This window comes from Bacillus sp. COPE52 (genome assembly GCF_003355115.1).
GTDB classification, from domain to species: domain Bacteria; phylum Bacillota; class Bacilli; order Bacillales; family Bacillaceae_G; genus Bacillus_A; species Bacillus_A toyonensis.
This window is the reverse complement of sequence record NZ_CP031292.1, coordinates 1509642-1534646: the sequence shown is the minus strand read 5'-3', so window position 1 is coordinate 1534646 and position 25005 is coordinate 1509642. Positions and strand designations below refer to the sequence as shown.

Below are 25005 nucleotides of genomic sequence, written 5' to 3'. Positions count from 1 at the left end.
TGCCCACATTCGAACTAATTATAGCAAACTACAAAAAGAAATTACTACATTTTTTTGAAAAAATAATTTTTTATTTCCATTACGGTATGTGAAATTTAATTAGATAGTGTATATGCTATCTAGTTTTCACAGAGAATTCAGTCCTAAAAAATAAGTGGGTGTGTTTCTCATACATACCTTACAACTCCAAGTTAATTTCTTTTGTAATCCATTTAAATGCGAAAAATTGATTTAAAGATACTGATATTTTATTTGACTGTATAGTATAAGCCTAAAACTAATGATGCAGATTAATTGAAGAAAAGCACTTAGAAAAGGAGAATTGCGAATGTCTATGAACAAGTGGTTATTTCCATTACTCGGTTTGTTTGTAATGATTGTGAGTGTGATAACTTTAGACTCCATCAACGTAGTTGCCTCAGCTAACGTCGTAACACAACCTATTGAGTCAACGAAAGTGATTGAAGTCGAACTGAACGATGATTACTTTAATCCGAATGTCATCACTATTCCGATTGAAGAAACAACAACATTGTTATTAAAAAATAAAGGTAAGAACGAGCACACCTTTACAGTGAAAAAACTCGGAATTGACGTCGTAGTTGAGTCAGGAAAAGAAAAAAACATTACCATAAAACCTAAAAATACTGGTACATATGAATTAATATGTAGATACCATCTCCTTAAAGGAATGGAAGGAAAAGTAATAATCAAATAATAAGCAGCGCTAATCGAACGTTACTCTACATACAACTTAAGTTGTAAAAAGTATATTGTCACATTACAAAGCCTACTCAAAAATGTTGAAATAAAAAAGAAGTTCCAAAAAAGGAACTTCTTTTACTTCATTTCGATATCCGCAGAATGAATATGATGTATTTTCCCTTCATGGTCCTCCAGAAGCAATACACCCTCTTCTGTAATCCCTTTTGCTAGCCCCGTAATCGTCTGTCTCATCGTTCGGGCAGTAATTTCTTTCCCGATGCTCACAGCGTAACTTTCCCAAAGAATTTTAATTACAGAGAAACCATTTTGTAAATACTCTTCATATAATTTTTCTAGTTGTAAAAAGATTTGTTGCATAAGTTCCGCACGAACAATTGGCTTACCTGATTCAATCGCTAAAGAAGTGGCAATTTGCTGAATTTCCTCATCAAAATGTTCTTGTTTTTGATTCGCATTAATACCAATTCCCATAATGACAGCATTGATTTTATCAGGATCCGCTTGCATTTCTGTTAATATACCTACAGCCTTTTTACCTTGAATTAAAATATCATTCGGCCATTTAATTCCTACATTTACACCTGTGCATTTTTCAATTGCTTGTGCAACGCTAACAGCCGCTAGCAGAGTGAGCTGCGGGGCATGATGAACCGGGATCGATGGACGCAAAATAATACTCATCCAAATTCCTGTTCCTTTTGGCGAATGCCACTTTCTACTTAAACGGCCTCTACCTGCAGTTTGCTCTTCCGCAACGACAATTGTTCCCTCTTCTACTCCTTCATAAGCAAGTTTTGCTGCAATATGCTGAGTAGATTCAACTGATTCTTCAAAATAAACCGTTCTACCGATACGCTCTGTTTGTAATCCTAACTGAATTTCATTAGCAGTTACTTTGTCTGGCTTACCCGCAATGCGGTAACCTAATCGACGCACAGCTTCAAGTTCATATCCCTCATTCCGAAGGTCCTCCATATGTTTCCACACAGCGGTTCTTGAACAACCAAGTTTATCACTAATTGTTTGGCCAGATACAAACTCTCCATCCGCTTCAGAAAAAACTTGCAACAACTGCTTTCTTATAGTAGATTGCATCTTTGCAGCCACTCCCTTATACTCTCTTTCTCATTAACTACATTTCCTTGTACGATCGCTTCTTCGATTTTTTGAAGCATTTCAGCAACCCACGGACCAGGCTTTTTATTCGCCCAGTTTAATAGATCATTCCCACTCACATTCATTTCTTGACGACCCTTGATTGGCAATGCATGAAACATTGATTGTACTCGTTTAACAGATGTAGGGTTATAGTTTTCAATCATCGCTTCATATACTCTCTCTGCCATTTCAGCGATATGAATTCCCGTTTTATAAAGAAGGACTGTATCCCAATCCTTCTCCTTTCTCGTACGAATTGTTAATAAAACTGCGACAATATCTTTTATTTTTTTATTCGAAAACTTCCATTGACGTAAAAATACAGATGGATGCTCTTCTCCGATACAATATAAGAAAAATGCCCATGCCTCAATGTCTGTTTCAAAAGAATCCCATTTATACTGCGTAGCTTTTAACAGTCTCTCTTCTGACATTTGTAAATAGGGCAAATGAGAAAATAACTTCGTCTCTACTAATTCTTTGAGGCCCTTCACACAATAGGTACCAGTTAACAGTTTCTCAAACTCTACTGTGATGCGCTCAATTGCTATATGTTCTAGCAAGTGTCCATACGTTTCAATCGCTTGCTTCGTTTTTGTTTCTAAAGAAAACCCTAACGTACTTACAAACCGAATGCCACGCATCATTCTTAGTGCGTCTTCTTGAAAACGATTCGCTGCATTTCCAACTGTTACAATTTCTCTCTTTTGAATCGCTTCCTGCCCAGCAAATAAATCCACTATTTCGCCTTCTTCTGTCATGGCAATCGCATTCATTGTGAAATCACGACGTTTTAAATCCTCTTCTAATGAACGAACAAATTGAACACTACTAGGTCTTCGAAAATCTTCATATTCGCTTTCTGTTCGAAAAGTGGTTACCTCATAAGGTTCACCATTTTCTACAACAATTACAGTTCCATGCTCAAGACCAACAGGAACATGTCTTGGGAATATATCCATTACTTCTTCTGGTAAAGCAGATGTCGCAATATCAATATCTCCAATCGGCCTATCGATAATAAGATCTCGTACGCTCCCACCAACAAAATAAGCCTCATGTCCTTGTTGTTTTAATATCTCAATAATAGAACTAGCTTTTTTAAATCTTTCCATTTTTGTCATCCCTTAGTATGTCATAGTAAATTGCTTCATATTGTGAGACGATTTTTTCTGAGCGGAACTGCTCATAAACACTTTCTCTTGCTCGCTCTCCCATATTACGGTGAAGCTCTTCATTCTTTAATAGCTGAATGGCTTGATTGGCCACACCTGTTGTATCGCCAACTTCACATAAATATCCTGTTTCACCATGTTGAATGACTTCTGGAATACCTCCAACCCTTGTTCCGATACAAGGTACACCACACGCCATCGCTTCTAATAAAACAAGACCAAAACTTTCCTTCTCTGATAGAAGCAACATTAAATCACTCATCGCAAGCAGTTCTGCAACATTATCTTGCTTCCCTAGGAATAAAACGCGATCTTCAATATATAAATTCTTCACTATCTGTAAAATTGTACAAAATTCTGGTCCGTCTCCAACAAGAAGCAATTTCGCATCAACTTCTTTAGCAACTTTAGCAAATGCCTGAACAACATCCTGCACACGTTTCACTTTACGGAAATTTGAAATGTGAATAAGTACCTTTTCACTCTCACTTATACCGTATTCTTTCTTTAATTGAGACATATTACGCTTGAAATATACACGTTCGTCTATAAAGTTATATACCGTTTGAATGTCTTTATTTGGTTTTACAAGCTCATGCGTTTCGTCAATTAATGAATGCGAGACAGCAGTAACAACATCAGACTGCTCAATACCAAAACGAATTAAATTATTTAACGAAGGGTCGGAACCTAACACAGTAATATCTGTTCCATGCAAGGTTGTAACAATTTTAATACGCTCACCAATCATTTGTTTCGCTAAATAAGCACAAATTGCATGCGGTATTGCGTAATGCACATGTAAAATATCAAGGCTTTCTCTTTGTGCAACCTCTGCCATTTTACTCGCTAACGCTAAATCATATGGTGGATATTGAAATACAGAGTATTGATTCACCGTCACTTCATGAAAATAAATGTTTGGATACACTTTATTTAATCGAAATGGTAAACCCGATGTAATAAAATGAATTTCATGCCCGCGTTCCGCCAATTGCTTTCCTAATTCTGTTCCAACAACTCCAGAACCACCTACAGAAGGATAACATGTAATACCTATTTTTAATTTCATTTACATCCCCCTATTAAATCAGCATGTAATAAAACCGGTTTCTTACTCATAAATCCTTCGGCATACAAGACTCCAACTTCTTTCCCAAACATCTTCTCACGAGCGACCACAGTTTCAACGTAACCTTCTGTTAACGGCGTCTTAACACCATCACTCCCTGTTGAAAACTGACTTTCATACGCTTCTAATGCTTCCACTTTTTGCGATAGGTACTCACTAATATCTATACAAAAATTCGGTTTATGAAAACCATTAATCATATAATTATAAAAAGACTCCACACGATGTGGTGGAAGTTCTGGCATATATTTACGGATTCCTGCTGAAAAAATAGCCTCTTCCACAAGCTTTGCACAATTTGCATGATCTGGATGACGATCTTCATCGTATGGTGCAAAAACGAGTTTTGGTTTATATGTACGGATCACCTTTACAATTTCACGTATAAACTCTTCTTTCATATACAAACCACGATCTGGCATCGCTAAATTCAGTCTCGTTTTTACTCCCATTATACGAGCTGCGATCTTTGCTTCTTCTTTTCTCAACTCTATCGTTCCATTTGAAGAAAGGTCAGCTTCTGTTAAATCACAAATACCTACTTCAAACCCTTGCTTCGTATATTTTGCAATGGTACCCGCCATGCCGATTTCAACATCATCAGCATGAGCACCAAACGCTAATATATGTAATCCACTCATAATTGTTCCCCTCATTTTCTTAACTTGCGATAATCTAAATCCCCTCGTTCTAATGCGTGCATTAACATTTCAGCACTTGCCATGTTCGTTGCAAGTGGAATCGCATATACATCACATAAACGAAGTAATGCATTTACATCTGGCTCATGCGGCTGAGCAGTTAGTGGATCTCGGAAAAAAATCACCATATCCATATCGTTTTTTGCAATCATGGCACCGATTTCTTGATCGCCACCAAGAGGACCCGACTGATATCTTGTTACAACTAAGCCAGTTGCCTCCATAATGCGAAGTCCTGTCGTTCCTGTTGCAAATAATTCATGTTTTTCAAAAATCGGTTTATATGCGTACGCAAACGAAACCATGTCATTTTTCTTTTTGTCATGTGCGATTAAGGCAATTTTCATCCGTTTTTCTCCCCTTTAGTCGATAATGTTTTCTAAACCGTACACAAGATGATCAATGTTCATTACTGTTTCAATTGATAGTTTTACACCTGACATAAATGATGCACGATTGAATGAATCGTGGCGAACCGTTAACATTTGTCCATCCCCGCCGAACATTACTTCTTGGTGTGCAATAAGTCCTGGTAAACGTACACTATGAATGTGAATACCGTCTACATTTGCACCACGAGCACCTTCTAGTTGCTCTACTTCGTTTGGATGACCTTGCTGCTTTGATTCACGATTTTGACGAATTAATTCTACTGTTTTGACAGCTGTACCAGATGGTGCATCTAATTTTTGATCATGGTGTAATTCAATTACTTCAACGTCTTGGAAGTACTTCGCTGCCATTTGTGAAAATTTCATCATAAGTACTGCACCAATTGCAAAGTTTGGAGCGATAATTGTTCCTACTTTATTTTCTTTTGCATTTTCTGTTAATTGCTTTAGTTCTTCTTCCGTAAATCCAGTTGTACCAATAACAGATCGAAGTCCACGTTCAACTGCAAGTGTCACATGTTTCTTTCCAACTTCTGGTGTTGTTAAATCTAATAATACATCTGCTTCCACTTCATCTAAACAAGTATGTAAATCTGCGTAAATCGGTGTATCTAACATCGGCATACCAGGTAAGTCTGAAATCTTTTCTCCAGCGTGCTTATAGTCTACTGCTGCTACTAAATTGAAATGTTCTGTTCTTTCCATAAGAAGGACTGCTTCATGTCCCATACGTCCTCTTGGTCCAGCGATAATTACTTTAATTTCTTTCATTATTCTTTCTCTCCCTCATCAATGCGTGTCCAGCGATCTTTATCACGTGTATTAAATTTTTCCATTACAATGTTATGCGCTGTTTCTAAATCAATATTTAAACTATTTGCCATACAAATCATAACAAACAATACATCTCCAAGCTCTTCTTCAATACTACGTTCTGTTTCAGTTGTTTTCTTCGGTTTCTCACCATAGTAATGGTTTACTTCCCTCGCAAGCTCTCCCATTTCTTCCGTTAAACGAGCCATCATTGCAAGCGGACTGAAATAACCTTCTTTAAACTGACCAATATATGCATCTACTTCTTTCTGCATATCTTTCATCGTTTTTGCTTCCATACTAATCACCTCTAATCCTTCCTCTTTCATGTTAGCCAATTCATCGCGATTTGACAAATATTATTCCCCGCCAAACACCTATTTGCGACCCTTTTTTGGATAGACTATAATGAAGTGAAACTTTCTTTTGCGGTTTTGGCAAAAGATCAGCTAAAATCAATTGTTTTTTATAGCCTTCACTATTTTTATTAACAACTAGAAATTACTTATCATTATGTTTTACCGTTTCAGCGGAGCAATGCAATCTACATAATTAGGGGGATTTCTATATGACATCAAGTTTGAAGATTCGAAATATCATTTTCATTTTAATCGGTTCCGCTATTTTTTCTTTCGGTATTGTGAATATCAATATTGAAAATCACCTTGCAGAAGGTGGATTTACCGGTATTACACTATTATTGTATTTTCTATTTAAGTTTGACCCTTCTTATTCAAACTTAATTTTAAATATCCCTATATTTTTTATTGGTTGGAAGTTACTTGGAAGAACGACATTTATCTATACACTAATCGGCACATTCAGCGTATCTTTATTTCTATGGATTTTTCAGCGTTACGACGTTCTTAACTTACATTTAAACTTACAAAATGATATGACACTCGCGGCTTTATTCGCCGGGGCATTTATCGGTATCGGTCTTGGCATAATATTTAAATATGGGGGGACTACTGGCGGTGTAGATATTATCGCAAGACTCGCTCATAAATATGTTGGCTGGAGTATGGGGAAAACAATGTTTATGTTTGATGCTATCGTCATTATCGTCTCTATTCTTACCTATTTATCATACCGCGAAGGCATGTATACGTTAGTTGCTGTTTTTATCGGAGCGAAAGTCATTGACTTTATGCAAGAAGGAGCCTATGCGGCAAAAGGAGCAACTATTATCTCAGATAAAAACGATGAAATTGCTGCCCAAATTTTATCTGACATGGAGCGCGGAGCAACCTTTTTAAAAGCTGTTGGATCGTATACGAAAGTGGAACGGAACGTATTGTATTGCGTTGTCGCTAAAAATGAAATCGTGAAATTAAAAAATATTATTACTTCTGTAGATCCTCATGCCTTTGTTGCTGTAAGTGACGTACATGATGTAGTTGGTGAAGGTTTTACATTAGATGAAAATAAAAATCCGTTACATAATTAAATTCAACTAGAAAAGCTCTTTAGCTTTTCTAGTTTTTTATTACATATCTTTTAAGCTTCTCCCAATCCTCATAAATAAGCTCCAACAAACTCCGATTATAAAAAATAGAAGCTGGATGAAAGGTCGGAAAAATAGAATATTCTTTTTCTGTCCATACAAATTCTGTACAGCAACTATCTTTCAATTGTTGCACGGGGTGTTTTAACAATTCTCCATGAACATCTGTAATTTTATGATTTTTACCGACTAAACGCTGTAATGCAATATTACCAAGCGTAACGATAACAGGAGGGTCTATATGTTCCAACTCATAATCTAATAAAGGTGCATGAGCAAGTATTTCTCCTTGATTTGGTGTCCTATTATACTTTTTCTGTATTTTTTCGCCATTTCGTTCTTTTTTCTCTCGCCATTTATATGGCCTACTCCGGACCGCACTCGTAATATATACTTCTTCCCTTGTAACATGAATACGTTCTAAAAACTCCATTAAATGTTTTCCAGCTCTACCGCTAAACGGAATCCCATTATGAATTTCTGTTTCACCAGGTGCTTCACCAACGAGCATAATTTTTGGGTTTCCAGGGCCTTGTCCACTTAGAAAACCTTCTAGCTGATACGAAGTACTACGCTCTTTCACTTGCTTTACTATATGGTCTGGATATTCCATTATCTCCCCCCTCATCGTATGCTACTTAATTATGATTTCCCTACAATATTTCTTTCATTTTATCCTGTCCATTTATTACAGATAATAAAAAAAGACTATCAAAATTGATAGTCTTTAGTCGTCGCTACGCTGCATACCAGTATATATTAATACAAGACGTAATAATTCAAATACAGCTACAGCTGCAGCTGCTACATATGTTAATGCTGCCGCATTTAATACTTTACGAGCTTGGCCGTACTCATCTGTCGATACGATACCAAGTGCTTCAATTTGTTGCATTGCGCGTTTTGATGCATCAAACTCAACTGGTAATGTAACAAGTTGAAAAACAACACCTGCTGCCATCAAAATAATTCCTAGCAACAATAAACCAGACATTTGTGCAAACACACCAATTAAGACGAAAACCCAAGACATATTCGAGCCAAAATTAGCAACTGGCACTAATGAATGACGAACACGCATGAAATTATAATCTTTTGCATCTTGAATCGCATGCCCTACTTCGTGTGCTGCTACTGCTGTACCAGCAACTGAATGGCCATAGTAGTTATCTGTTGATAATCGAACTGTTTTGGCAGTTGGATCATAATGGTCTGATAAATGACCTGGCGTTTCTTCTACAGCTACGTTGTATAATCCGTTTTCATCTAAAATTTTCCGAGCCACTTCTGCTCCTGTCATACCTGATGTTGAATAAACTTGTGAATACTTGCTATAGGCACTACGTACTTTTGACTGTGCATACAACGGTATGATCAAAATGATCGCGAAGTAAATTAAATAAAACATCATGAACCTCCATTGAAGTTTTAATTATAGTACTTCTCATTCTATTTTTTTCTGCCACCATTGTCAATGAATAAACCTTACAATCCGTATCTTTATTTATCCCGCTATTTGTAGACAGTTAGACTCCCACCTCAAAATTCTGCTGGAGCAAAGAACTTAAGCGGTATATCCACTGCCCGTAAACGCCCGATTGATGAGGGCTAATAATCAATGAGGTATGAACCTCCCCACTGATTAAAGTTTCACTTTATCGCATTATCTATTTTTAGAATGTACATTACTTTTTCTTTTCTCTCGCTCACCTTTATACTTTCTCCATCCAACATAAGTTAATGTGAATAAAATAAGTCCTCCAGTAATTGTCATAAACCAAATGAGAGAGGGGGCAATTTCATCTTTTTTTACTGTGTGAAATATCTTTTGCAAATCTCCTTTAATGATTCCTAATTGCATTTGCCCACCTTTCGTTTTTAACATAACGTTACGAAATTCATCCAAATAAGATAAATGAGCATTTACACGTTGCACCTCGTTTTCTGGCAAAGCAATCATTAGGCTTGGGTAAATAATATTAAATTCATTTAAGAATGTATTTAACGTTTGCTGAAACTGTCCAGTATCTTCTTTTTTCATCGCTTTTTCCATTTGAGAAAAAGCATCCATTACTTTCCCTTCTCTTTCCATCCAAAGCGGTTGATATTTCGATACTTGCGCATCAACAGCAAGTTGTAATGCTATCACATTATCAATTTTAACTTGCTTACCTAAATCTTCTTCCGAGAGAGATTGTTTCGCTTTGTCGTAAGCTAAAGAAATGACTCTAATTTGATCTGGTGTTACTTCTTGCTTCTTTTCATTCCCCTTCACTAAAAACTGCTCCGAGAAATATTGTAATACTTGTACTGCTTTTTCATCTTCATTACGCTTCACTAACTGTAACGAGTCGTCTAGCAACCCCGTTAGTTCACTCCACTCTTCAGCATATATACGTAACGGAAACATTATAATTAGAAATGCTATCAATCCAATTAATGTTCTCTTCATCCCGGTCCCCCCTATAACTACTAGTACAAAATATGTGGAATTGGACAAGAATAGAACAGAACTGCCCCGAAAAATATATTATCGTTTTACAAACAAAAAAATTCTCTTTAAGCAGAGAATTTTTCCTTTGAAATCCTTTTCTTTTTTACGAAATATCTATACAAGCTGTAACAAAGTATACTACCACCTAAAATGAATAATAAAATAGCACACGCCGCATGCATAAAAAATTCTTCTGGTAGCATTAAAATAATCGGATCCGATTCAATATCAAACATCCAATAATCGTTACTGAATAACAGCTTATGGAATAATACAAAACTCTTTTCAAAATTAATAGCGATTGGCAACACCAGTGCTATCGGAAATATAATTGTTACAATCGATCCATGCAGTAAAAATTTTTCGTTTTTTCTTTTTAATAAATAAACGCCGCCTATCACTACAATCATAATTGTCGCATACATCACATATTGAATCTTTACTATAATATTTTTAACATCTACAAAATGAATACGACCATTTGTAGACATATCTAATGTCGGTAAATGTAATGCTCCGTCATAAAACGGAGATAAATATGTAATTAGCACATCATAATTTCTCTTAATTTCATCTTTTGTCATATCCGCTAAATCTGGAATGTTTAAAAAATCAATTTCAAAATAATACAGCCATTTTCCATATATAACTGCCATTGTTGCAAGTGCAAAAATAGAAAATGCTATGCTATATGAAACAACTAACGTAATCAATCGATCCAATATTTTTCCACTCTTACTTCTCTTCATTTTCTCCCCCTAAATGTTCACACCATCATAAAGAAAACTGTTTTCGGCGCTCACGTAAGCAATAATAGTATGTGATGCACAGTACGACAATACTTAACCAAAATGTAAAATAACCAATTTTCTCTACAAACAAATGCATAATTCCGTATCTCGGCATTTGCCAAAATAAATAATCAATTGCGTCATTATGTAATGTCCATATACCTGCTACTACAAAATGCCATTTTTTTATACGGTAAAACGGAGCATATAACACTCCCTGCACTGCCATTGCAAAATGCGATAGCATTAACATATACCCCATCAAGCCAATAGGACCTTTTACATAAATCATAACCACATTTACAACAACAGCCCATATACCATATTTTATTAAAGTTACAATTGCCAGCGCCTCTATTAATCCCCAGTTTCGCTTTACCAAGAAAGCAATTAAAACAAAGACAAAAAAGAGAGTCGCCATAGGACTATCTGGTACAAACGGCCAAAATATAGGTGACGTTTCTTTTAATTGATTTCCATACCATATAAATCCGTAAATTGTACCTAGTATGTTAACAATCAATAAAAATAATAATACTGAGCGTTGTCTTAACATTGCATACAAGTAAACCAAGCTGTATGTCCAACACCTTTCATTCTTTCCTCAAACTCTACTCTATTATATAGTAAACTTTCTGTCATCAAAATAAAAAGCTGACCACAAAATTTGTAGTCAGCTTTTCTATTACTTTTTATTATACTTTGCAACGAATTCCGAAAGCTTTTTCAGTTCTTCATCCGTACCTTTAAATACACCTTTAGGCATGGAACCTTTTCCATCTTTCGCAATTTTAGCGATTTCTTCAGGTTTTAAAGTTAAGTTCTGCAAAGCTGGTGCTGCCGCCCCGCCTTGTAAATTATCACCATGACACGTTAAACAAGTATTTTTTTGCATTAACTTGTAGCCGTCATCATTTTTATCAACTGGTGCTGTTTTTACAATTGCGCCTTGTTTCTTTGCGGCTTCCCAGTCGTGGTGTGCTACAGATTCCCAAGTTAAAAAGATAATCGATGCAATTGCTAAAAGCATAAATCCAGTTGCTACAGGACGCTTCAACGGGCGTCTTTCTGGACCTCGATCGAGAAATGGAGCTAACAGTAATGCTCCAAACGCAATCCCTGGCATAATAAACGCTCCAATTACAGTAAATGAACCAGAAGCATAAGAATACTTTAGTAACTGATACAAAAATAAGAAATACCAATCTGGAAGTGGTATATATCCGGCATCTGTCGGATCCGCCATTCTCTCAAGCGGTGACGGATGTGCCACTGTTAAACATAAATAACCGATTAAAAAAACTGCACCAACCATCCATTCTTTTAACAAGAAGTTCGGCCAAAATGCTTCTGTTTTTCCTGGGTATTCAGAATAATCTTTTGGAATATTTGGTTTCCGAGCTACTGGTACTCGAGAATCTCCTACAAATTTCATTCCTTTGCCGCGATGCATAATCTCCCTCCTTTAGTTCTTTCCCCTTTAATTTAGCAATCTCTTATAGTGGACCGGAAATACCTTGTTTGCGAATCATGATGAAGTGGAAGGCCATTAAACCTAGAAGTGCTGCTGGTAAGAAGAAGACATGAATAGCAAAGAAGCGAGTTAATGTTTGAGCGCCAACAATTTCGGAATGACCAGCGAGTAATGTTTTAATATAAGGACCAATGAGCGGCGTTTGCTCTGCGATTTGAATCCCTACTTTCGTAGCAAATAACGCTTTCATATCCCACGGTAATAAATATCCGGTAAAACCAAGACCTAACATAACAAAGAAAATAAGAACACCAACAATCCAGTTTAACTCACGAGGTTTTTTATACGCACCTTGGAAGAAAACTCTGAGTGTATGTAAAAACATCATTACAATTACGAGACTAGCACCCCAGTGGTGCATGCCACGAACAATTTGCCCGTACGCAACTTCATTTTGTAAATAGTAAACAGATTCCCACGCATTTTTAATATCAGGCACATAATACATCGTCAAAAACATTCCAGATAAAATTTGAATTACAGTAACGAAAAAGGTAAGTCCTCCAAAGCAATAAACGAATGCAGAAAAGTGATGTGCCGGGTTTACATGTTCAGGTACTTCATGATCAGCGATATCGCGCCATATCGGTGTAATATCTAAACGTTCATCTACCCAATCATAAATTTTATTTAGCATCTACTTTGCACCCCCTTTTGGCTTCGCTTTTCCTAAATACAGCGTTCCATCTTTCACTTTAGACTCGTACACATCAAGCGGAGCAAGTGGCGGTGTGCCTTTAATGTTCATACCATCTTTTGTATAACGTCCTCCGTGACACGGGCAAAAGAATTGATTCGGATGTGCTTTGTCCGAATTCCAGTTCACTGTACACCCTAAATGTTTACACACTGGAGAAAATGCAACGATGTCTCCGCTTTCATCTTTATGCACCCAAGCAGATTTTGGCTCTTCAGACTTGTACCATCCGTCAACCTGTTTCACCTTAAAGTCGAAACGCTTCGGCTCTGTTGTAATATCCTTTACTTGCGCAACAGCAACCATATCTGTTCCCGCTTCTTTTCTTAACACCGGATCAAGCGCAAATCGCGTCATCGGCATTAAAATACCCGCTGCCATAAAGCCTCCTACTCCTGTAAGTGTGTAATTTAAAAACTGTCTTCTTGACACACGATGTTCTTTCTCGCTCACGAAAATTTCCCCCCTCTATCAGAAATTGTCCCCTCGTGAAAAATAATATAAAAAATAAATACTAGGACACTATCATGATATAATACCCTCATGCACAGGTCAATATCATACTACTCATAATAATAAGAACTTTCTGTTTATTGCTATTTTCCCCATTTTTCTTCTAACATTACCATTATATTTTTTATATGAGCGTGAATGACTTCTCTCTTCGCTTGATCACTAAATTGTTCTAACGCTAATGAGGGTAACCAAAATAAATCCCCCTGTAACTCTTGCATATCTTCTTTCCATGAAAAATCACTTGTAACATAAGCAATATGTTTAAAGCCTTGACTTTGTAAATGATCTGTCCATTCTTGCAAACGAGCTTTTTCATTCTTTTGACTTTCTACTAAATACGTAAATGCAGGTAGTAACAGCACTCTTCCTTTATATTCTCTTTCCAACTCCATACTCAACAATTCAATAAATTCACCTTGTTCTACTACCGTTTTCATTTCTTTTGCTGCTGAAATTGACAAAAGAGGTATTACCCCTGTATCTACATACTCCCTTGCTTGCTCAAACTGTTCCACGTCTTTTACAATCCATTTCACATTTCTTCCCTCCCTCCAGCTAAAATGACAGAACTTTCACTTTATATATATTAAACCATACTAAAAGGGGTAAAAAAAGAAAAACTACCCAAGATAGGTAGTTTTTCTTAAAAAAGTCCGAAATTTGTAAAAATTTAATAATTCAAATAAATCCTATAAAGTCTTTAACTCCGCTGTTAACCTATGAAACGCTTCCTTATCTTGCTTATCCAACGCTTCATCAATTTGTTTCAAAAGACGTTCTCTTCTAAATGAAAATACACTCTCTTCTAAAAATCTCTCTGCAAGTAAACGATCTTTTTCATTTACTTCAATATGCTTTGGTAAATATGGATTGTCTTCTAATACAGCTACATAGTTTGCGTTTTGGAACGATGATTTAAAGTTGAGTTGAATATAAATATCCTCATCTCGATTTAAACGAATATCATGAAACGATTTTTCAGCATCTGTGGTCATAACATTTTGTTTAAAAAAGTGAAACGGTGTGTCTTTCACGCAATTTGCTGACATCACTAAGCCACGCGGACAATATTTTGCATGCTCTACGAAGTGGACTTTATGCATTAATTGGTCGTGACTCATTAAATAATTCAAAATCCATACACATTCACGCTGTTTCAGTTGGTAATTATTCAAAAACCATTTTACAAAATCCTTCTTCTCGTTTACAGAAACAGGGGTATTCATAGCAATTAAGTCCCTCCTCTGTCTTTCTCTTTTCTTTTTAGATTCAAGAAGCGGCATTCAGTTTCCTTCCAACTTATGAAAAATCCTCTAAATTATATAACAACTCTTCAATATGAATTTGTGTCGGGTCTAGTTGTAATAACTGAGTAAACACTTCTTTGGCCTCTTTTCGCATTCCTTCTTCCAATAAGAAATAACCGTACTCTTCCAAGAAGTCTGGATGATTCTTAAAAGAAGTATATGCACTTTCATAGTGCTTTAATGCATCCGAATACATTTCTAATTGTTTTTTTGCAAACGCAAGATCCCAAAGTAGTTGTGTATCTGGCTCTCCGCTATCAATAGCACGCTCTACAACTGTGATTAACTCTTCATACTTTTCTTGTCCTTTTAAAATATATGCATATTTTAATATTGCACCTAAATGTCCTGGATCTAACTCAAGCGCTTTTTGAAGCACTTCCTCTGCCTCTGCTACTTTTCCTAATTTAGCTGCAATGCTCGCTAATTCTACATAAAACGGAACAGCAAGCTCATCTATTTTAATTCCTTCTTGAAGTGTTTCATAGCTTTCTTGCAGCATTCCTTCTTTTTCATAGCTTTTCGCTAAATACATGTATAGTGATGCGTACTCAGGATCTAATTCTTTTAGTTCTTGCCAAGCACCAATTGCTCTTTGATATTCTTCTCCTTGATATAATGTGAAAGCATATCCAAATAAGGAGTGAATATCTTTTTGCTCCTCTAAGCCTGCTTCATAGTAAGAGATCGCTTCTTCCCAGTTTCCAATTGCACTTAACGTTTCTGCGAGACGAAGTGCAATGACAACACCCCCCATTACTTTATGTTCCGCTAATAGCGACTCGTAATAAGTAATTGCCTTTTGTTCTTCACCTTTACTACTATATAATTCTGCTAATCCAAACGTAATAACAGGTTCGTCAGGCATCAATTCTTTCGCCTTTAATAGTTTTTGCTCTGCTACATCATCAAAACCTTGCATTTGGAATAAATCTGCAACAAGCAATAACGATTGAACATATAAATCATCATTTTCTGGAATATCATGAAGTACTTCAATCGCTTCATCTTCTTTATCTAAATCAATATATAATTCTGCTAAAAACACCGTAAATTCACTCTCTTCTGGATATAGCAAGCGTAAATCTTCTGTTATTACTAGCGCCTCATCCGTAAACCCAAGTGTATGATAGTAGCGAGCGATATCATACTTCTCTTCATCATTCGCAACTTGTAATTGTTCTTTTAATAATTGTAATCCTTTTTCCGCTTCACCATTTTCAATATATGACACAGCTTGTTCAAACTTTTGCATAAACGTCTCCTTTAATTCTAAAAAATATTCTCTTCTGTTCATTTCCCCCGCTATTAACGGGCAGTAAGACCGCCACCTCAAAATTCAGCTAAGGCAAAGAAGTTAGTTTTGGGATCAACTGCCCGTAAAAGCTCGATTGGTTCAACTAATAATTAGCGGGGGATAAACATCCCCCACTGATTAAAGTTTCACTTTATCATAAGCAACGCACTGTTATAACGCAACCTTTAGAATGAGCATGCTCCTTCTTGTACTTTTTCTTATAGCGTAGCTACTTGTTCAAAAAGTTCGGATGTGACACCGATCCCTCACTACTTTCTATTGTACCGTTTTCTTTCATGACCGTGCAAATAACTTCCCTTATTAATTATGAAGCAACACCAACCAAGCTTTTAGGAGCTGTTCATGCGGGATAAAAAAGACTCCTATAAAAGGAGCCTTCACAATTTCTTAAGAATAGGTTTCTTCTTTCTTAACTTGCTCATTTACAAGCTCTTTCAGTAATTCTATAATTTCATCATTTTCTTCTTTCAATCCGACGGTAATACGAATGCCATCATGTATTCCAAATGCAGCACCAGAACGAACAATATATCCTTTCTTCATTAATCGTTCGAAAGCTTCATTACCAGAAATACCAAGTTTTAAGAAAATGAAATTTGTTTGAGACGGATAATAGAATACGTTATATTCCTTACAAAATGTATAGTATTGATTTAACCCTTCAGCATTTTTTTGCACACAGTCTTGTAAAAATGTTTGATCTTCTAATGCAGCTATTGCTACAGCTTGGGCTACAGTCGATGTATTGAACGGTAACCTTGCTACTTCCAACTGCCTGATTAACTTCGCATCACCAATCGCATATCCAATTCGAAAAGCAGCTAAGCCATATGCTTTTGAAAATGTACGTAATACCATAAGATTTTCATATTTTTCAAGAAGTGGCAATGTTTGCGGATAGTCTTTTGCTTCCGCATATTCATAATATGCTTCATCCATAATAACGAGCGCTGACTTAGGTACTGATTCTAAAAATGAAAGTAATTTTTGTTTCTCTACATATGTACCTGTCGGGTTATTCGGATTACAAATCCACACAATCTTCGTTTTATCATCTACTTGTTGTAACATTGCATCTAAATCGTGAATGCCATCTTTAAGTGATACTTCACGAACTTCTGCCCCTTCAATAACAGCATGGTGATGGTATTGCGAGAATGTAGGATTCGCCATTACAACATTTGTTCCTTCATGTAGTAAGGCACGGCTAATCATTTGAATAACTTCATCTAACCCACTACCAAATAACAGTTGTTCCGCTTTTACACCTAAATGATCAGCTACTTTTGTCCGAAGTTCAAAAGCATATCCATCTGGATAAAGAGCGTATTGACTCACTAATGATGTTAACGCTTCTGTCACATTTGTAGAACAACCGAATGGATTTTCGTTCGATGCTAATTTCACAATTTTTGATAATCCATATTCTCTTTTTACTTCTTCAATATTTTTCCCAGGTACATATGCTCTCAAAGTTAACAATTGCTCTTTCACTCTCATTTTTCTTCCCCCAGTCATTTTATTGAATTCGATTACAGTAAGTGATTATAATCCCTTACTGTAATCTTTTATCATAACCGTCACTATTACGAAAACACCTCTAAATAAGCACTTCATAACTGTTCCCTATATTTTTAAGCCATATCCTTTTGAAATGCTTCTAACGCAATATGAACAGTCTCATCAGGAATAGATACGACGTTCACCACCCCATATTCCTGCATAAGTACCATATGAATTGTTCCAGCATTTGCTTTCTTATCTTGTTTCATCAGTTGAACGAGGCGCTCTACATTCAAATCGCTTGGCATTTTTGGATAGCCGTATTGCAAGAACCACTGCTTTATCTCTTCATAAGCAAGATCAACTTTATACACTTGCTCACTTAAAAATAAAGCAAATAACATCCCAACTGCTACTCCGTCACCGTGAGTAATATTTCCATATCCAATCTCTTTTTCAAGAGCATGCCCTAGCGTATGTCCAAAGTTCAAATGAGCACGTACACCTTTTTCTGTTTCATCTTGCGATACAATATTTGCTTTTACAGGAATCGCCTTCATTAATATGTGAATTAACTTCTCATCACGAAGATCCGCCAATGTTTGCACTTCTTCTTTTAACCAATGATACAGTTCAACATCACCAATCAAAGCATGTTTTATCACTTCTGCAAAACCTGAACGCCATTCTTTTTCAGGAAGAGAGTATAAAAATGGTGTATAATATACAACCGCTTCTGGCTGATGGAATGCACCAATCATATTCTTCCCTAACGGATGGTTAATTGCTACTTTCCCGCCTACTGCACTATCGTGAGCTAATAAAGTCGTTGGAACTTGGACAAAGCGAATGCCACGCATAAACGACGCAGCAACAAAACCAGCCAAATCTCCAATCATTCCGCCTCCAAGTGCGATAATTAAAGAATTTCTATCTAATTTATTTTCAAGAGCTGACGTATGAGCCGCATAGAAATTTTCAAAAGACTTCTCTTTTTCACCACTCGGTACAACGAATGAAAATACTTCTTGCTCTACTTGCAATGCATTCACAACTGTCTGTAAATGTAAAGATGCAACAACTTCATCTGAAATGATCATTACGTTAGATACAACTGGCTGCATATTTTGAACAAATGTTGTCAAATGTAATAATGCCTCTTTCCCAACATGTACATCATATTCTTTTGATTTCGTTTGAATATGTATGTTTTCCATTAAAATCCCCTCGCATATTCATTATGTTTCTCCATATTTTCACGAATAAGATCCATACGATCTAATCCAAATTGTTCTATTAAAGCAGTCGCTAATTCCCAAGCCACAACAGCTTCTGCAACGACACTAGCTGCTGGTACAGCACAACTATCTGAACGTTCAATGCTTGCTGTAAAAGGTTCTTTCGTATCAATATCCACACTTTGAAGAGGTTTATATAGTGTAGGTATCGGTTTCATCACACCGCGCACAACAATTGGCATTCCAGTCGTCATACCGCCTTCTAATCCACCTGCATGATTCGTTCTTCGTGTATATCCACGTGCTTCATTCCACAGAATTTCATCATGAACTTCACTTCCGGGTCTATGCGCTGCTTCAAAACCAATTCCAATCTCAACACCTTTAAAGGCATTAATGCTCATAATCGCGGCTGCTAATTTCGCATCCAGTTTTCGATCATAATGCACATAACTTCCTACTCCAATTGGCATTCCTTCCACAATTACTTCAACGATGCCACCGATTGAATCACCATTTGCTTTCGCATCATCAATTGCTTTTATCATTTGGTTGCCAGCTTCTTCATCTAAACAACGTACAGGTGATGCTTCTGTAATACTTTTTAATTCTTCAATTGAACGATACGTAATCTCCTTAGCTTGTACACCGCCAATTTCAATTACATGACCTGCCACTGTAATACCAAGTTCCGCTAACACTTTTTTAGCAACCGCACCAGCAGCAACACGCACTGTCGTTTCGCGTGCTGAAGAACGTTCAAGTACATTTCTCATATCTCTATGACCATATTTAATCGCACCATTTAAATCAGCATGTCCAGGTCTTGGTTTTGTTACTTTCCTCTTCATTTCTTTTTCTTCTTGTTCCGTTAACGACTCTGCACCCATAATTTTTGTCCAGTGTGCAAAATCACGATTTTCAACAACAAGTGCAATTGGAGAACCTAATGTCTCTCCATGTCTAACACCACTTGCAATTTGCACTTGATCTGTTTCAATTTGCATGCGTCTACCACGCCCATATCCCTTTTGCCTTCTAGCTAACTCTTCATTTATATCATCCGCTACTAAAGGCAGTCCTGCTGGAATACCTTCTATAATCGTTGTAAGTTGTGGACCATGAGATTCACCAGCTGTAATATATCGCATACGTTATTCCTCTTTTCGTATATGTATTTATCTCGCTATATTAAGCAATGATATTATCTTTCATTACTCTAAAAATATGAAAGAAATTATATGATTGATCAGCCATTCGCTTATTCTCCGATAGGCCTTTTACTTTACATATCAATATATCATAACCGCTCTAACTTCGTAACTAATCCAAATAAAAAAAGTGCAAGAAGAATACCCCTATTCTTCTTGCACTTTTTACTATTATCACAGTGATTAAAGCGTTTACAAATTATTTCAAAATAATTAGTAAATCCATTCATTCATTAATTTTGAGTAGTCTACCAATTCTTCTTCTTTAAAGAAAATAGCAATCTCGCGCTCTGCGCTTTCTAAAGAATCAGAACCGTGGATAATGTTTTTCGCAACAGTTACACCGAAATCTCCACGAATTGTTCCAGGAGCCGCTTCATGTGGTCTTGTTTTACCCATCATATTACGAGCTGTATCTACTACACCTTCACCTTGCCATACCATTGCAAATACAGGTCCAGATGTAATAAAGTCTACTAATTCACCAAAGAAAGGTTTTTCCTTATGCTCACCGTAGTGTTGTCCAGCAATTTCCGGAGTGACTTGCATTAATTTTGCACCAACTAATTGAAAGCCCTTTTTCTCAAAACGAGCTACAATTTCCCCAATGAAGGCACGTTGTACACCGTCTGGTTTTACCATTAGAAATGTTTTTTCCATAAAAAATCTCTCCACTTCTGAATTATGTATGTAATTGTATATCCCCACACACATATTAACACCCTTATCACAATTGTGCAATAGTTTTGAAATAGAGAGATTATTTTATTTTTTAGAATAAACACTAAAATTTTCGTTTTCCAATATACTTTGCAACATTTTGTAATGCATACTTTGCTTGCCCACGTGGGAGTGGTTTTATTATTTCCAATGCTTTATGTAAATAACGTTCGCTAAACGCAAATGCTTGATCAATAGCTGTACTATTTTTTACAGCATCAATAATTTCTTTCATTTCACTTGCTGTTGTATTTTCATGTACAGAAGTGATTTTCTTGCGGAGTATTGGATCTTCCATCGCATATAAAGCAGGCAGCGTAATATTTCCTTGTAGTAAGTCACCACCAGCAGGTTTTCCAAGTTTCTCTTCTGTTGAAACGAAATCTAAAATGTCATCAATAATTTGATAAGACATTCCTACGAAATACCCATACCAAAACAAACGATTTACCATATCACGATTAGCACCAGCAGCAATCGCCCCTAGCTGACAACTCGCAGCAATTAATAATGCTGTTTTTCGCTTTATCCTTCTTAAATACGTTCGTAAATTTTGGTCATAGTTATATTTATCTTTAATTTGTTCAATTTCACCTTTACATACTTCTAAAATTGTATGCGACAGTGCCTGATGCGCCTCTGGAATTTCGATATTTGTTACACATTCAAGAGACTTAGCAAACAGATAATCTCCTGTATACATTGCAATACGATCTCCCCATTTCGCATTCACAGTCGCACTACCGCGTCGTAAAAACGCTGCATCAATAACGTCATCGTGAACGAGAGAAGCCATATGAATAAGTTCCAACGCAACAGCGACGTGCTTAATTGCGTCTAACTTATAATCCCCGAATTTCCCTGCAAGCAACACGAATACAGGACGAATTCGCTTCCCACCAGCTTCAATGAGTTGTAATGCCGCCTCTTCTACTAATGGCTGTTCAGAAGCAACTGTCTTTTTTAATTCTTTTTCTATTACATTAATATCCGATCGTAAAAAAGAGTACATAAGTTGTAACTTCATATTGTTCACCTTAACCTAAAACTTCTTTTTTCTATTTTGATTCTGGTTTCATACCTAAATGCATCGCTGCTACTCCAAAAGTAAATGGTTTCACTTGTACACGTTCAAGTCCAGCTTCCTCAAACATTTGAGCCAATTCTTTCATCCCTGGGAATGTACTAGCGGATTCTTGAAGCCATGAATATTCTTTATAGCTTTTCGCAAACATCTTTCCAAATAACGGCATGATATATTTAAAGTATAAAATATACCCTTGTCGAAAACCAATCATTGTTGGTTGCGATGTTTCTAGGCAGATTACTTTACCACCTGGTTTTACTACACGTGTCATTTCTTTTAATACGTGTAAATAATCTGGTACGTTACGTAAACCAAATCCAATCGTTACATAATCAAATGTATGATCTTCAAATGGAAGTTCCATTGCATTTCCATGTAGAAGTTCTACTTGTTTTAATTGTAACGCCTCTACCTTTTGTTTACCGACAGATAACATGTTTTCACTGAAGTCTAGGCCAACAACCTTCCCCTGCTCACCTACAGCTCCTGCTAGCGCAATTGTCCAATCCGCTGTCCCGCAGCACACATCAAGCGCTTTACTGCCAGGTTTTACATCCATAATACGCATCGTCTCTTTACGCCATGCTTTATGTCTTTGAAAACTAATTACAGAATTCATCACATCGTATTTATCTGAAATTTTCTCAAATACATCATGTACTCTTTCTTCTTTTGATTGTTGCATGCTCGTACCTTCTTCCAATGTAAAATTGCTTATGTCTTCGATTTATCTCTTAACACAGAATTTATTTCACTTATGTCTGTGTGATCTTCTAAAAATTGATCTTCTTTCTTTCGTAATTCCATCATCCATTCATTAATAACTGTTTCTGCATCAGCTTTATCCCCTAAAGCCTCTTGCACTGCTTGAAAAACAGGTGAATGTTGTTTATCAGCATACAGTTGACATTCTTTTTGGAGACGATTTTTCCCTAATACATACGTTATAAATGGTTTCCAATGTGATAAATGGAAATGATCACATGTTTTTTGAAGGAGCGCAGATTCAATCGTTACTACACTCTCCATTATGTTATCCATCTTGTCATGCGCTTTTTGGTATAGCATAATTTTATGTTCATTAATCTCTTTAATTCCTTCAGCAAGCGCGCGAATTAAAACAATATCACGATTCATAGACAATAAGTAATAATATAGCCCACTATAGTAATCACCTGCAAGTACTGTTAACTGGCGGCGTTTATGCGATTCAATCGCTTCTTCCCCCGCTTTGTTTGATACTCTTTCATGTGTATCAAGCGCAATTTGCACAAGCATAATCGTTACTACATAATGCTCAATTTGTTCTATATGTAAATTTTCACTTTTTAAAGCTCCATATAACAATGCTATTTTCTCTTCATCAATACATGGTTCTTCAATATAGTTTATAAAATAAGGATGGCGTAATTTCTCCATCAATTTCTCTTTTATACCCGCATACCCTCCGTAGATGTCACACACAAAAAATCACCCTTGTTTTCTAATTCATAAAACTTATTATAACACATACATTCTATTTTCTATAACCAAAACTTGGCTACACCTTCCATTGATGTAAGCAATCTTTCTATTCTCACTCTGCCCAACTAACACTATATCATTTATTTACTTGTAAAAAAAAGAAAAGCAGTTTCCCGCTTTTCTTTACTTCGTTTTAATAAAAGATAAAATTTCACTACGCGCTGCAGCATCATTTTCAAGCACACCACGTACTGCCGTCGTTATCGTTTTCGCACCTGGTTTTTTCACACCACGCATCGTCATACACATATGTTCTGCTTCTACTACTACCATTACACCATGCGGCTCTAGTACTTCCATGATAGAATTAGCCACTGTTGATGTAATACGTTCTTGTAGTTGTGGACGACGTGCAATTGTATCTACAGTACGAGCTAATTTACTTAACCCCGTCACCTTTCCGCCTTGCGGAATATATGCAACGTGAGCAACTCCATAGAATGGAACTAGATGATGCTCACACATCGAATAAAATGGTATATCTTTTACTAGTACAAGCTCTTCGTGATCTTCTCCGAATACTTTATGCAAATGCTCTTTTGGATCTTCATGCATCCCCGAGAACACTTCTGCGTACATTTTTGCAACGCGCTTCGGTGTATCAAGTACTCCCTCACGATTTGGGTCATCTCCGATTGCCTCTAAAATAAGGCGTACTGCGTGTTCAATTTGTTCTAAATTAACTTTTGCCATCCGCTAGCCCTCCCGAAAACCTAAAAGTGATACGAACACATTCTAGCATATTTATGTTTTTAAAAGCAAAAAGAAGAGTTCCCAAAAAGGAAACTCTTCTTCCCTGTTAATATGTAAGGATTATTTAACCGCATCTTTTAACGCTTTACCAGGTTTGAATGCAGGTACTTTACTTGCAGCGATTTCAATCTCCTCACCTGTTTGTGGGTTACGACCTTTACGAGCCGCACGCTCACGAACTTCGAAGTTACCGAATCCGATCAATTGTACTTTATCACCTTGTTTTAAAGCTTCTAAGATAGAATCAAAAACAGCGTCTACTGCTTTTGTTGCGTCCTTTTTAGAAAGGGAACTTGCTTCTGCAACAGCATTGATTAAATCTGTCTTGTTCATGCCATTCACCTCCTCCCAAAGATAAGACTGTATAATGATCATAAAATGAGTCTTACTTTCATTTGTAGGCAATTTTTACAAATTCTATACTACAAAGATGTAGATAAATCATTATCAACGCCTATATTATACGATTCTCCTTTATAATTCAATATTTTTAAGGAAATTGTTACTCTTAAAATGTGAAAATCTGATGAAACTTGACAATTTACAACAATGTATTAGATAATGACTGTTTATTTTTCTATTCCATACGTAAAAAATAAAAAAATCCCTCTACAATGAGAGGGATTTTTTCCAGAGTGTTGGGAAACCCTTTAGGGTTCCCAACATTCTGCAATCCTTTTTAATTTTAGTAAATGAAAACAATATAAA

General features: G+C 36.3%; 29 protein-coding genes. 2 read left to right on the top strand and 27 right to left on the bottom strand.

Annotated elements, in window-relative coordinates; translation table 11 throughout:
- Positions 1-328: 328 nt before the first annotated feature.
- A complete protein-coding gene (locus DPQ31_RS07800; protein WP_052943515.1) occupies positions 329-718 on the top strand; it encodes a cupredoxin domain-containing protein in 390 nt (129 codons plus the stop codon).
- Between the two features lie 122 nt (positions 719-840).
- Here DPQ31_RS07800 and DPQ31_RS07795 read toward each other — a convergent pair whose 3' ends face one another.
- From DPQ31_RS07795 to DPQ31_RS07765, 7 genes are read right to left on the bottom strand one after another with little or no spacing between them, the layout of a single operon-like run.
- On the bottom strand, positions 841-1821 hold the full coding sequence (locus DPQ31_RS07795; RefSeq protein ID WP_001192037.1) for a biotin--[acetyl-CoA-carboxylase] ligase: 981 nt from the start codon (positions 1819-1821) through the stop codon (positions 841-843).
- Positions 1806-2999, bottom strand: a complete 1194-nt coding sequence (locus DPQ31_RS07790; RefSeq protein ID WP_052943514.1) for a CCA tRNA nucleotidyltransferase — start codon at positions 2997-2999, stop codon at positions 1806-1808. Before DPQ31_RS07790 ends, DPQ31_RS07795 begins: the two co-directional genes overlap by 16 nt.
- A complete protein-coding gene (gene bshA, locus DPQ31_RS07785; protein WP_208731739.1) occupies positions 2986-4131 on the bottom strand; it encodes an N-acetyl-alpha-D-glucosaminyl L-malate synthase BshA in 1146 nt (381 codons plus the stop codon). The genes DPQ31_RS07790 and bshA overlap by 14 nt, the downstream gene beginning before the upstream one ends.
- Entirely contained in the window at positions 4128-4832 is a 705-nt protein-coding gene (gene bshB1, locus DPQ31_RS07780; RefSeq protein ID WP_000015657.1) for a bacillithiol biosynthesis deacetylase BshB1, read from the bottom strand. Before bshB1 ends, bshA begins: the two co-directional genes overlap by 4 nt.
- A gap of 11 nt (positions 4833-4843) precedes the next feature.
- Positions 4844-5239: a methylglyoxal synthase gene (gene mgsA / locus DPQ31_RS07775; protein ID WP_000684760.1), complete on the bottom strand. Its 396-nt coding sequence runs from the start codon at positions 5237-5239 to the stop codon at positions 4844-4846.
- Between the two features lie 15 nt (positions 5240-5254).
- On the bottom strand, positions 5255-6055 hold the full coding sequence (dapB, locus tag DPQ31_RS07770; RefSeq protein ID WP_000658795.1) for a dihydrodipicolinate reductase: 801 nt from the start codon (positions 6053-6055) through the stop codon (positions 5255-5257).
- Complete coding sequence (locus tag DPQ31_RS07765) at positions 6055-6396, bottom strand: nucleotide pyrophosphohydrolase (protein WP_044810165.1); 342 nt, start codon at positions 6394-6396, stop codon at positions 6055-6057. Before DPQ31_RS07765 ends, dapB begins: the two co-directional genes overlap by 1 nt.
- A 269-nt stretch (positions 6397-6665) precedes the next feature.
- On the opposite strand from DPQ31_RS07765, the gene DPQ31_RS07760 reads away from it, so the two are divergent.
- Positions 6666-7547 carry a YitT family protein gene (locus DPQ31_RS07760; RefSeq protein WP_000204285.1) on the top strand — a complete coding sequence of 294 codons (882 nt, stop codon included), beginning with the start codon at positions 6666-6668 and terminating at the stop codon, positions 7545-7547.
- Positions 7548-7575: 28 nt separating this feature from the next.
- Here the strand turns inward: DPQ31_RS07760 and DPQ31_RS07755 are convergent, their stop codons facing one another.
- The 20 genes from DPQ31_RS07755 to DPQ31_RS07660 form a co-directional block, all read right to left on the bottom strand.
- Complete coding sequence (locus tag DPQ31_RS07755; protein ID WP_208731738.1) at positions 7576-8217, bottom strand: uracil-DNA glycosylase; 642 nt, start codon at positions 8215-8217, stop codon at positions 7576-7578.
- A gap of 114 nt (positions 8218-8331) precedes the next feature.
- The gene (locus tag DPQ31_RS07750; protein ID WP_000499539.1) at positions 8332-9012 is read right to left on the bottom strand and encodes a zinc metallopeptidase; all 681 of its coding nucleotides are present in this window, start codon (positions 9010-9012) and stop codon (positions 8332-8334) included.
- A 255-nt stretch (positions 9013-9267) separates the two neighbouring features.
- Positions 9268-10056: a sporulation protein YpjB gene (ypjB, locus tag DPQ31_RS07745; RefSeq protein WP_000831603.1), complete on the bottom strand. Its 789-nt coding sequence runs from the start codon at positions 10054-10056 to the stop codon at positions 9268-9270.
- Positions 10057-10163: 107 nt separating this feature from the next.
- Positions 10164-10847, bottom strand: coding sequence for a lipoprotein intramolecular transacylase Lit (locus DPQ31_RS07740; RefSeq protein ID WP_000830607.1), 684 nt, complete (start codon positions 10845-10847; stop codon positions 10164-10166).
- Between the two features lie 25 nt (positions 10848-10872).
- Positions 10873-11463, bottom strand: a complete 591-nt coding sequence (locus DPQ31_RS07735; RefSeq protein WP_000262817.1) for a lipoprotein heptaprenylglyceryl N-acetyltransferase LhaT — start codon at positions 11461-11463, stop codon at positions 10873-10875.
- Positions 11464-11574: 111 nt separating this feature from the next.
- Positions 11575-12342: a menaquinol-cytochrome c reductase cytochrome b/c subunit gene (gene qcrC / locus DPQ31_RS07730; protein ID WP_000554601.1), complete on the bottom strand. Its 768-nt coding sequence runs from the start codon at positions 12340-12342 to the stop codon at positions 11575-11577.
- 43 nt (positions 12343-12385) lie between these two features.
- Entirely contained in the window at positions 12386-13060 is a 675-nt protein-coding gene (gene qcrB / locus DPQ31_RS07725) for a menaquinol-cytochrome c reductase cytochrome b subunit (RefSeq protein WP_000932700.1), read from the bottom strand.
- Positions 13061-13573, bottom strand: coding sequence for a menaquinol-cytochrome c reductase iron-sulfur subunit (gene qcrA / locus DPQ31_RS07720; protein ID WP_001290419.1), 513 nt, complete (start codon positions 13571-13573; stop codon positions 13061-13063).
- Between the two features lie 143 nt (positions 13574-13716).
- On the bottom strand, positions 13717-14172 hold the full coding sequence (locus DPQ31_RS07715) for a YpiF family protein (protein WP_000871316.1): 456 nt from the start codon (positions 14170-14172) through the stop codon (positions 13717-13719).
- 153 nt (positions 14173-14325) lie between these two features.
- Positions 14326-14862: a ReoY family proteolytic degradation factor gene (locus DPQ31_RS07710; RefSeq protein ID WP_001095919.1), complete on the bottom strand. Its 537-nt coding sequence runs from the start codon at positions 14860-14862 to the stop codon at positions 14326-14328.
- 73 nt (positions 14863-14935) lie between these two features.
- Positions 14936-16198: a tetratricopeptide repeat protein gene (locus tag DPQ31_RS07705; protein ID WP_087970169.1), complete on the bottom strand. Its 1263-nt coding sequence runs from the start codon at positions 16196-16198 to the stop codon at positions 14936-14938.
- 450 nt (positions 16199-16648) lie between these two features.
- Positions 16649-17761, bottom strand: coding sequence for a histidinol-phosphate transaminase (gene hisC, locus DPQ31_RS07700; RefSeq protein ID WP_208731737.1), 1113 nt, complete (start codon positions 17759-17761; stop codon positions 16649-16651).
- Between the two features lie 134 nt (positions 17762-17895).
- On the bottom strand, positions 17896-18981 hold the full coding sequence (gene aroB / locus DPQ31_RS07695; RefSeq protein ID WP_208731736.1) for a 3-dehydroquinate synthase: 1086 nt from the start codon (positions 18979-18981) through the stop codon (positions 17896-17898).
- Positions 18981-20153 carry a chorismate synthase gene (gene aroC, locus DPQ31_RS07690; RefSeq protein ID WP_001269353.1) on the bottom strand — a complete coding sequence of 391 codons (1173 nt, stop codon included), beginning with the start codon at positions 20151-20153 and terminating at the stop codon, positions 18981-18983. Before aroC ends, aroB begins: the two co-directional genes overlap by 1 nt.
- A 273-nt stretch (positions 20154-20426) precedes the next feature.
- Entirely contained in the window at positions 20427-20873 is a 447-nt protein-coding gene (ndk, locus tag DPQ31_RS07685; protein ID WP_000415890.1) for a nucleoside-diphosphate kinase, read from the bottom strand.
- Positions 20874-20997: 124 nt separating this feature from the next.
- A complete protein-coding gene (hepT, locus tag DPQ31_RS07680) occupies positions 20998-21960 on the bottom strand; it encodes a heptaprenyl diphosphate synthase component II (protein WP_000776088.1) in 963 nt (320 codons plus the stop codon).
- Positions 21961-21991: 31 nt separating this feature from the next.
- Positions 21992-22705, bottom strand: a complete 714-nt coding sequence (menG, locus tag DPQ31_RS07675) for a 2-heptaprenyl-1,4-naphthoquinone methyltransferase (protein WP_001187664.1) — start codon at positions 22703-22705, stop codon at positions 21992-21994.
- A gap of 29 nt (positions 22706-22734) precedes the next feature.
- A complete protein-coding gene (locus tag DPQ31_RS07670) occupies positions 22735-23484 on the bottom strand; it encodes a heptaprenyl diphosphate synthase component 1 (protein ID WP_000332836.1) in 750 nt (249 codons plus the stop codon).
- 183 nt (positions 23485-23667) lie between these two features.
- Entirely contained in the window at positions 23668-24237 is a 570-nt protein-coding gene (gene folE, locus DPQ31_RS07665) for a GTP cyclohydrolase I FolE (RefSeq protein WP_001151479.1), read from the bottom strand.
- A 120-nt stretch (positions 24238-24357) separates the two neighbouring features.
- Complete coding sequence (locus DPQ31_RS07660; protein ID WP_001043860.1) at positions 24358-24630, bottom strand: HU family DNA-binding protein; 273 nt, start codon at positions 24628-24630, stop codon at positions 24358-24360.
- Positions 24631-25005 lie beyond the last annotated feature (375 nt).

Coding starts and splice junctions, on each gene's coding strand:
- DPQ31_RS07765 (WP_044810165.1), bottom strand. CDS start 6,396: ATGGAAGCAAAAACGATGAAAGATATGCAGAAAGAAGTAGATGCATAT.
- DPQ31_RS07795 (WP_001192037.1), bottom strand. CDS start 1,821: ATGCAATCTACTATAAGAAAGCAGTTGTTGCAAGTTTTTTCTGAAGCG.
- hepT (WP_000776088.1), bottom strand. CDS start 21,960: ATGAAGTTACAACTTATGTACTCTTTTTTACGATCGGATATTAATGTA.
- DPQ31_RS07740 (WP_000830607.1), bottom strand. CDS start 10,847: ATGAAGAGAAGTAAGAGTGGAAAAATATTGGATCGATTGATTACGTTA.
- DPQ31_RS07790 (WP_052943514.1), bottom strand. CDS start 2,999: ATGGAAAGATTTAAAAAAGCTAGTTCTATTATTGAGATATTAAAACAA.
- folE (WP_001151479.1), bottom strand. CDS start 24,237: ATGGCAAAAGTTAATTTAGAACAAATTGAACACGCAGTACGCCTTATT.
- DPQ31_RS07705 (WP_087970169.1), bottom strand. CDS start 16,198: ATGCAAAAGTTTGAACAAGCTGTGTCATATATTGAAAATGGTGAAGCG.
- DPQ31_RS07755 (WP_208731738.1), bottom strand. CDS start 8,217: ATGGAATATCCAGACCATATAGTAAAGCAAGTGAAAGAGCGTAGTACT.
- DPQ31_RS07800 (WP_052943515.1), top strand. CDS start 329: ATGTCTATGAACAAGTGGTTATTTCCATTACTCGGTTTGTTTGTAATG.
- DPQ31_RS07660 (WP_001043860.1), bottom strand. CDS start 24,630: ATGAACAAGACAGATTTAATCAATGCTGTTGCAGAAGCAAGTTCCCTT.
- DPQ31_RS07750 (WP_000499539.1), bottom strand. CDS start 9,012: ATGTTTTATTTAATTTACTTCGCGATCATTTTGATCATACCGTTGTAT.
- bshB1 (WP_000015657.1), bottom strand. CDS start 4,832: ATGAGTGGATTACATATATTAGCGTTTGGTGCTCATGCTGATGATGTT.
- menG (WP_001187664.1), bottom strand. CDS start 22,705: ATGCAACAATCAAAAGAAGAAAGAGTACATGATGTATTTGAGAAAATT.
- DPQ31_RS07710 (WP_001095919.1), bottom strand. CDS start 14,862: ATGAATACCCCTGTTTCTGTAAACGAGAAGAAGGATTTTGTAAAATGG.
- aroB (WP_208731736.1), bottom strand. CDS start 18,981: ATGGAAAACATACATATTCAAACGAAATCAAAAGAATATGATGTACAT.
- DPQ31_RS07760 (WP_000204285.1), top strand. CDS start 6,666: ATGACATCAAGTTTGAAGATTCGAAATATCATTTTCATTTTAATCGGT.
- mgsA (WP_000684760.1), bottom strand. CDS start 5,239: ATGAAAATTGCCTTAATCGCACATGACAAAAAGAAAAATGACATGGTT.
- bshA (WP_208731739.1), bottom strand. CDS start 4,131: ATGAAATTAAAAATAGGTATTACATGTTATCCTTCTGTAGGTGGTTCT.
- qcrB (WP_000932700.1), bottom strand. CDS start 13,060: ATGCTAAATAAAATTTATGATTGGGTAGATGAACGTTTAGATATTACA.
- qcrC (WP_000554601.1), bottom strand. CDS start 12,342: ATGCATCGCGGCAAAGGAATGAAATTTGTAGGAGATTCTCGAGTACCA.
- hisC (WP_208731737.1), bottom strand. CDS start 17,761: ATGAGAGTGAAAGAGCAATTGTTAACTTTGAGAGCATATGTACCTGGG.
- aroC (WP_001269353.1), bottom strand. CDS start 20,153: ATGCGATATATTACAGCTGGTGAATCTCATGGTCCACAACTTACAACG.
- dapB (WP_000658795.1), bottom strand. CDS start 6,055: ATGAAAGAAATTAAAGTAATTATCGCTGGACCAAGAGGACGTATGGGA.
- ndk (WP_000415890.1), bottom strand. CDS start 20,873: ATGGAAAAAACATTTCTAATGGTAAAACCAGACGGTGTACAACGTGCC.
- ypjB (WP_000831603.1), bottom strand. CDS start 10,056: ATGAAGAGAACATTAATTGGATTGATAGCATTTCTAATTATAATGTTT.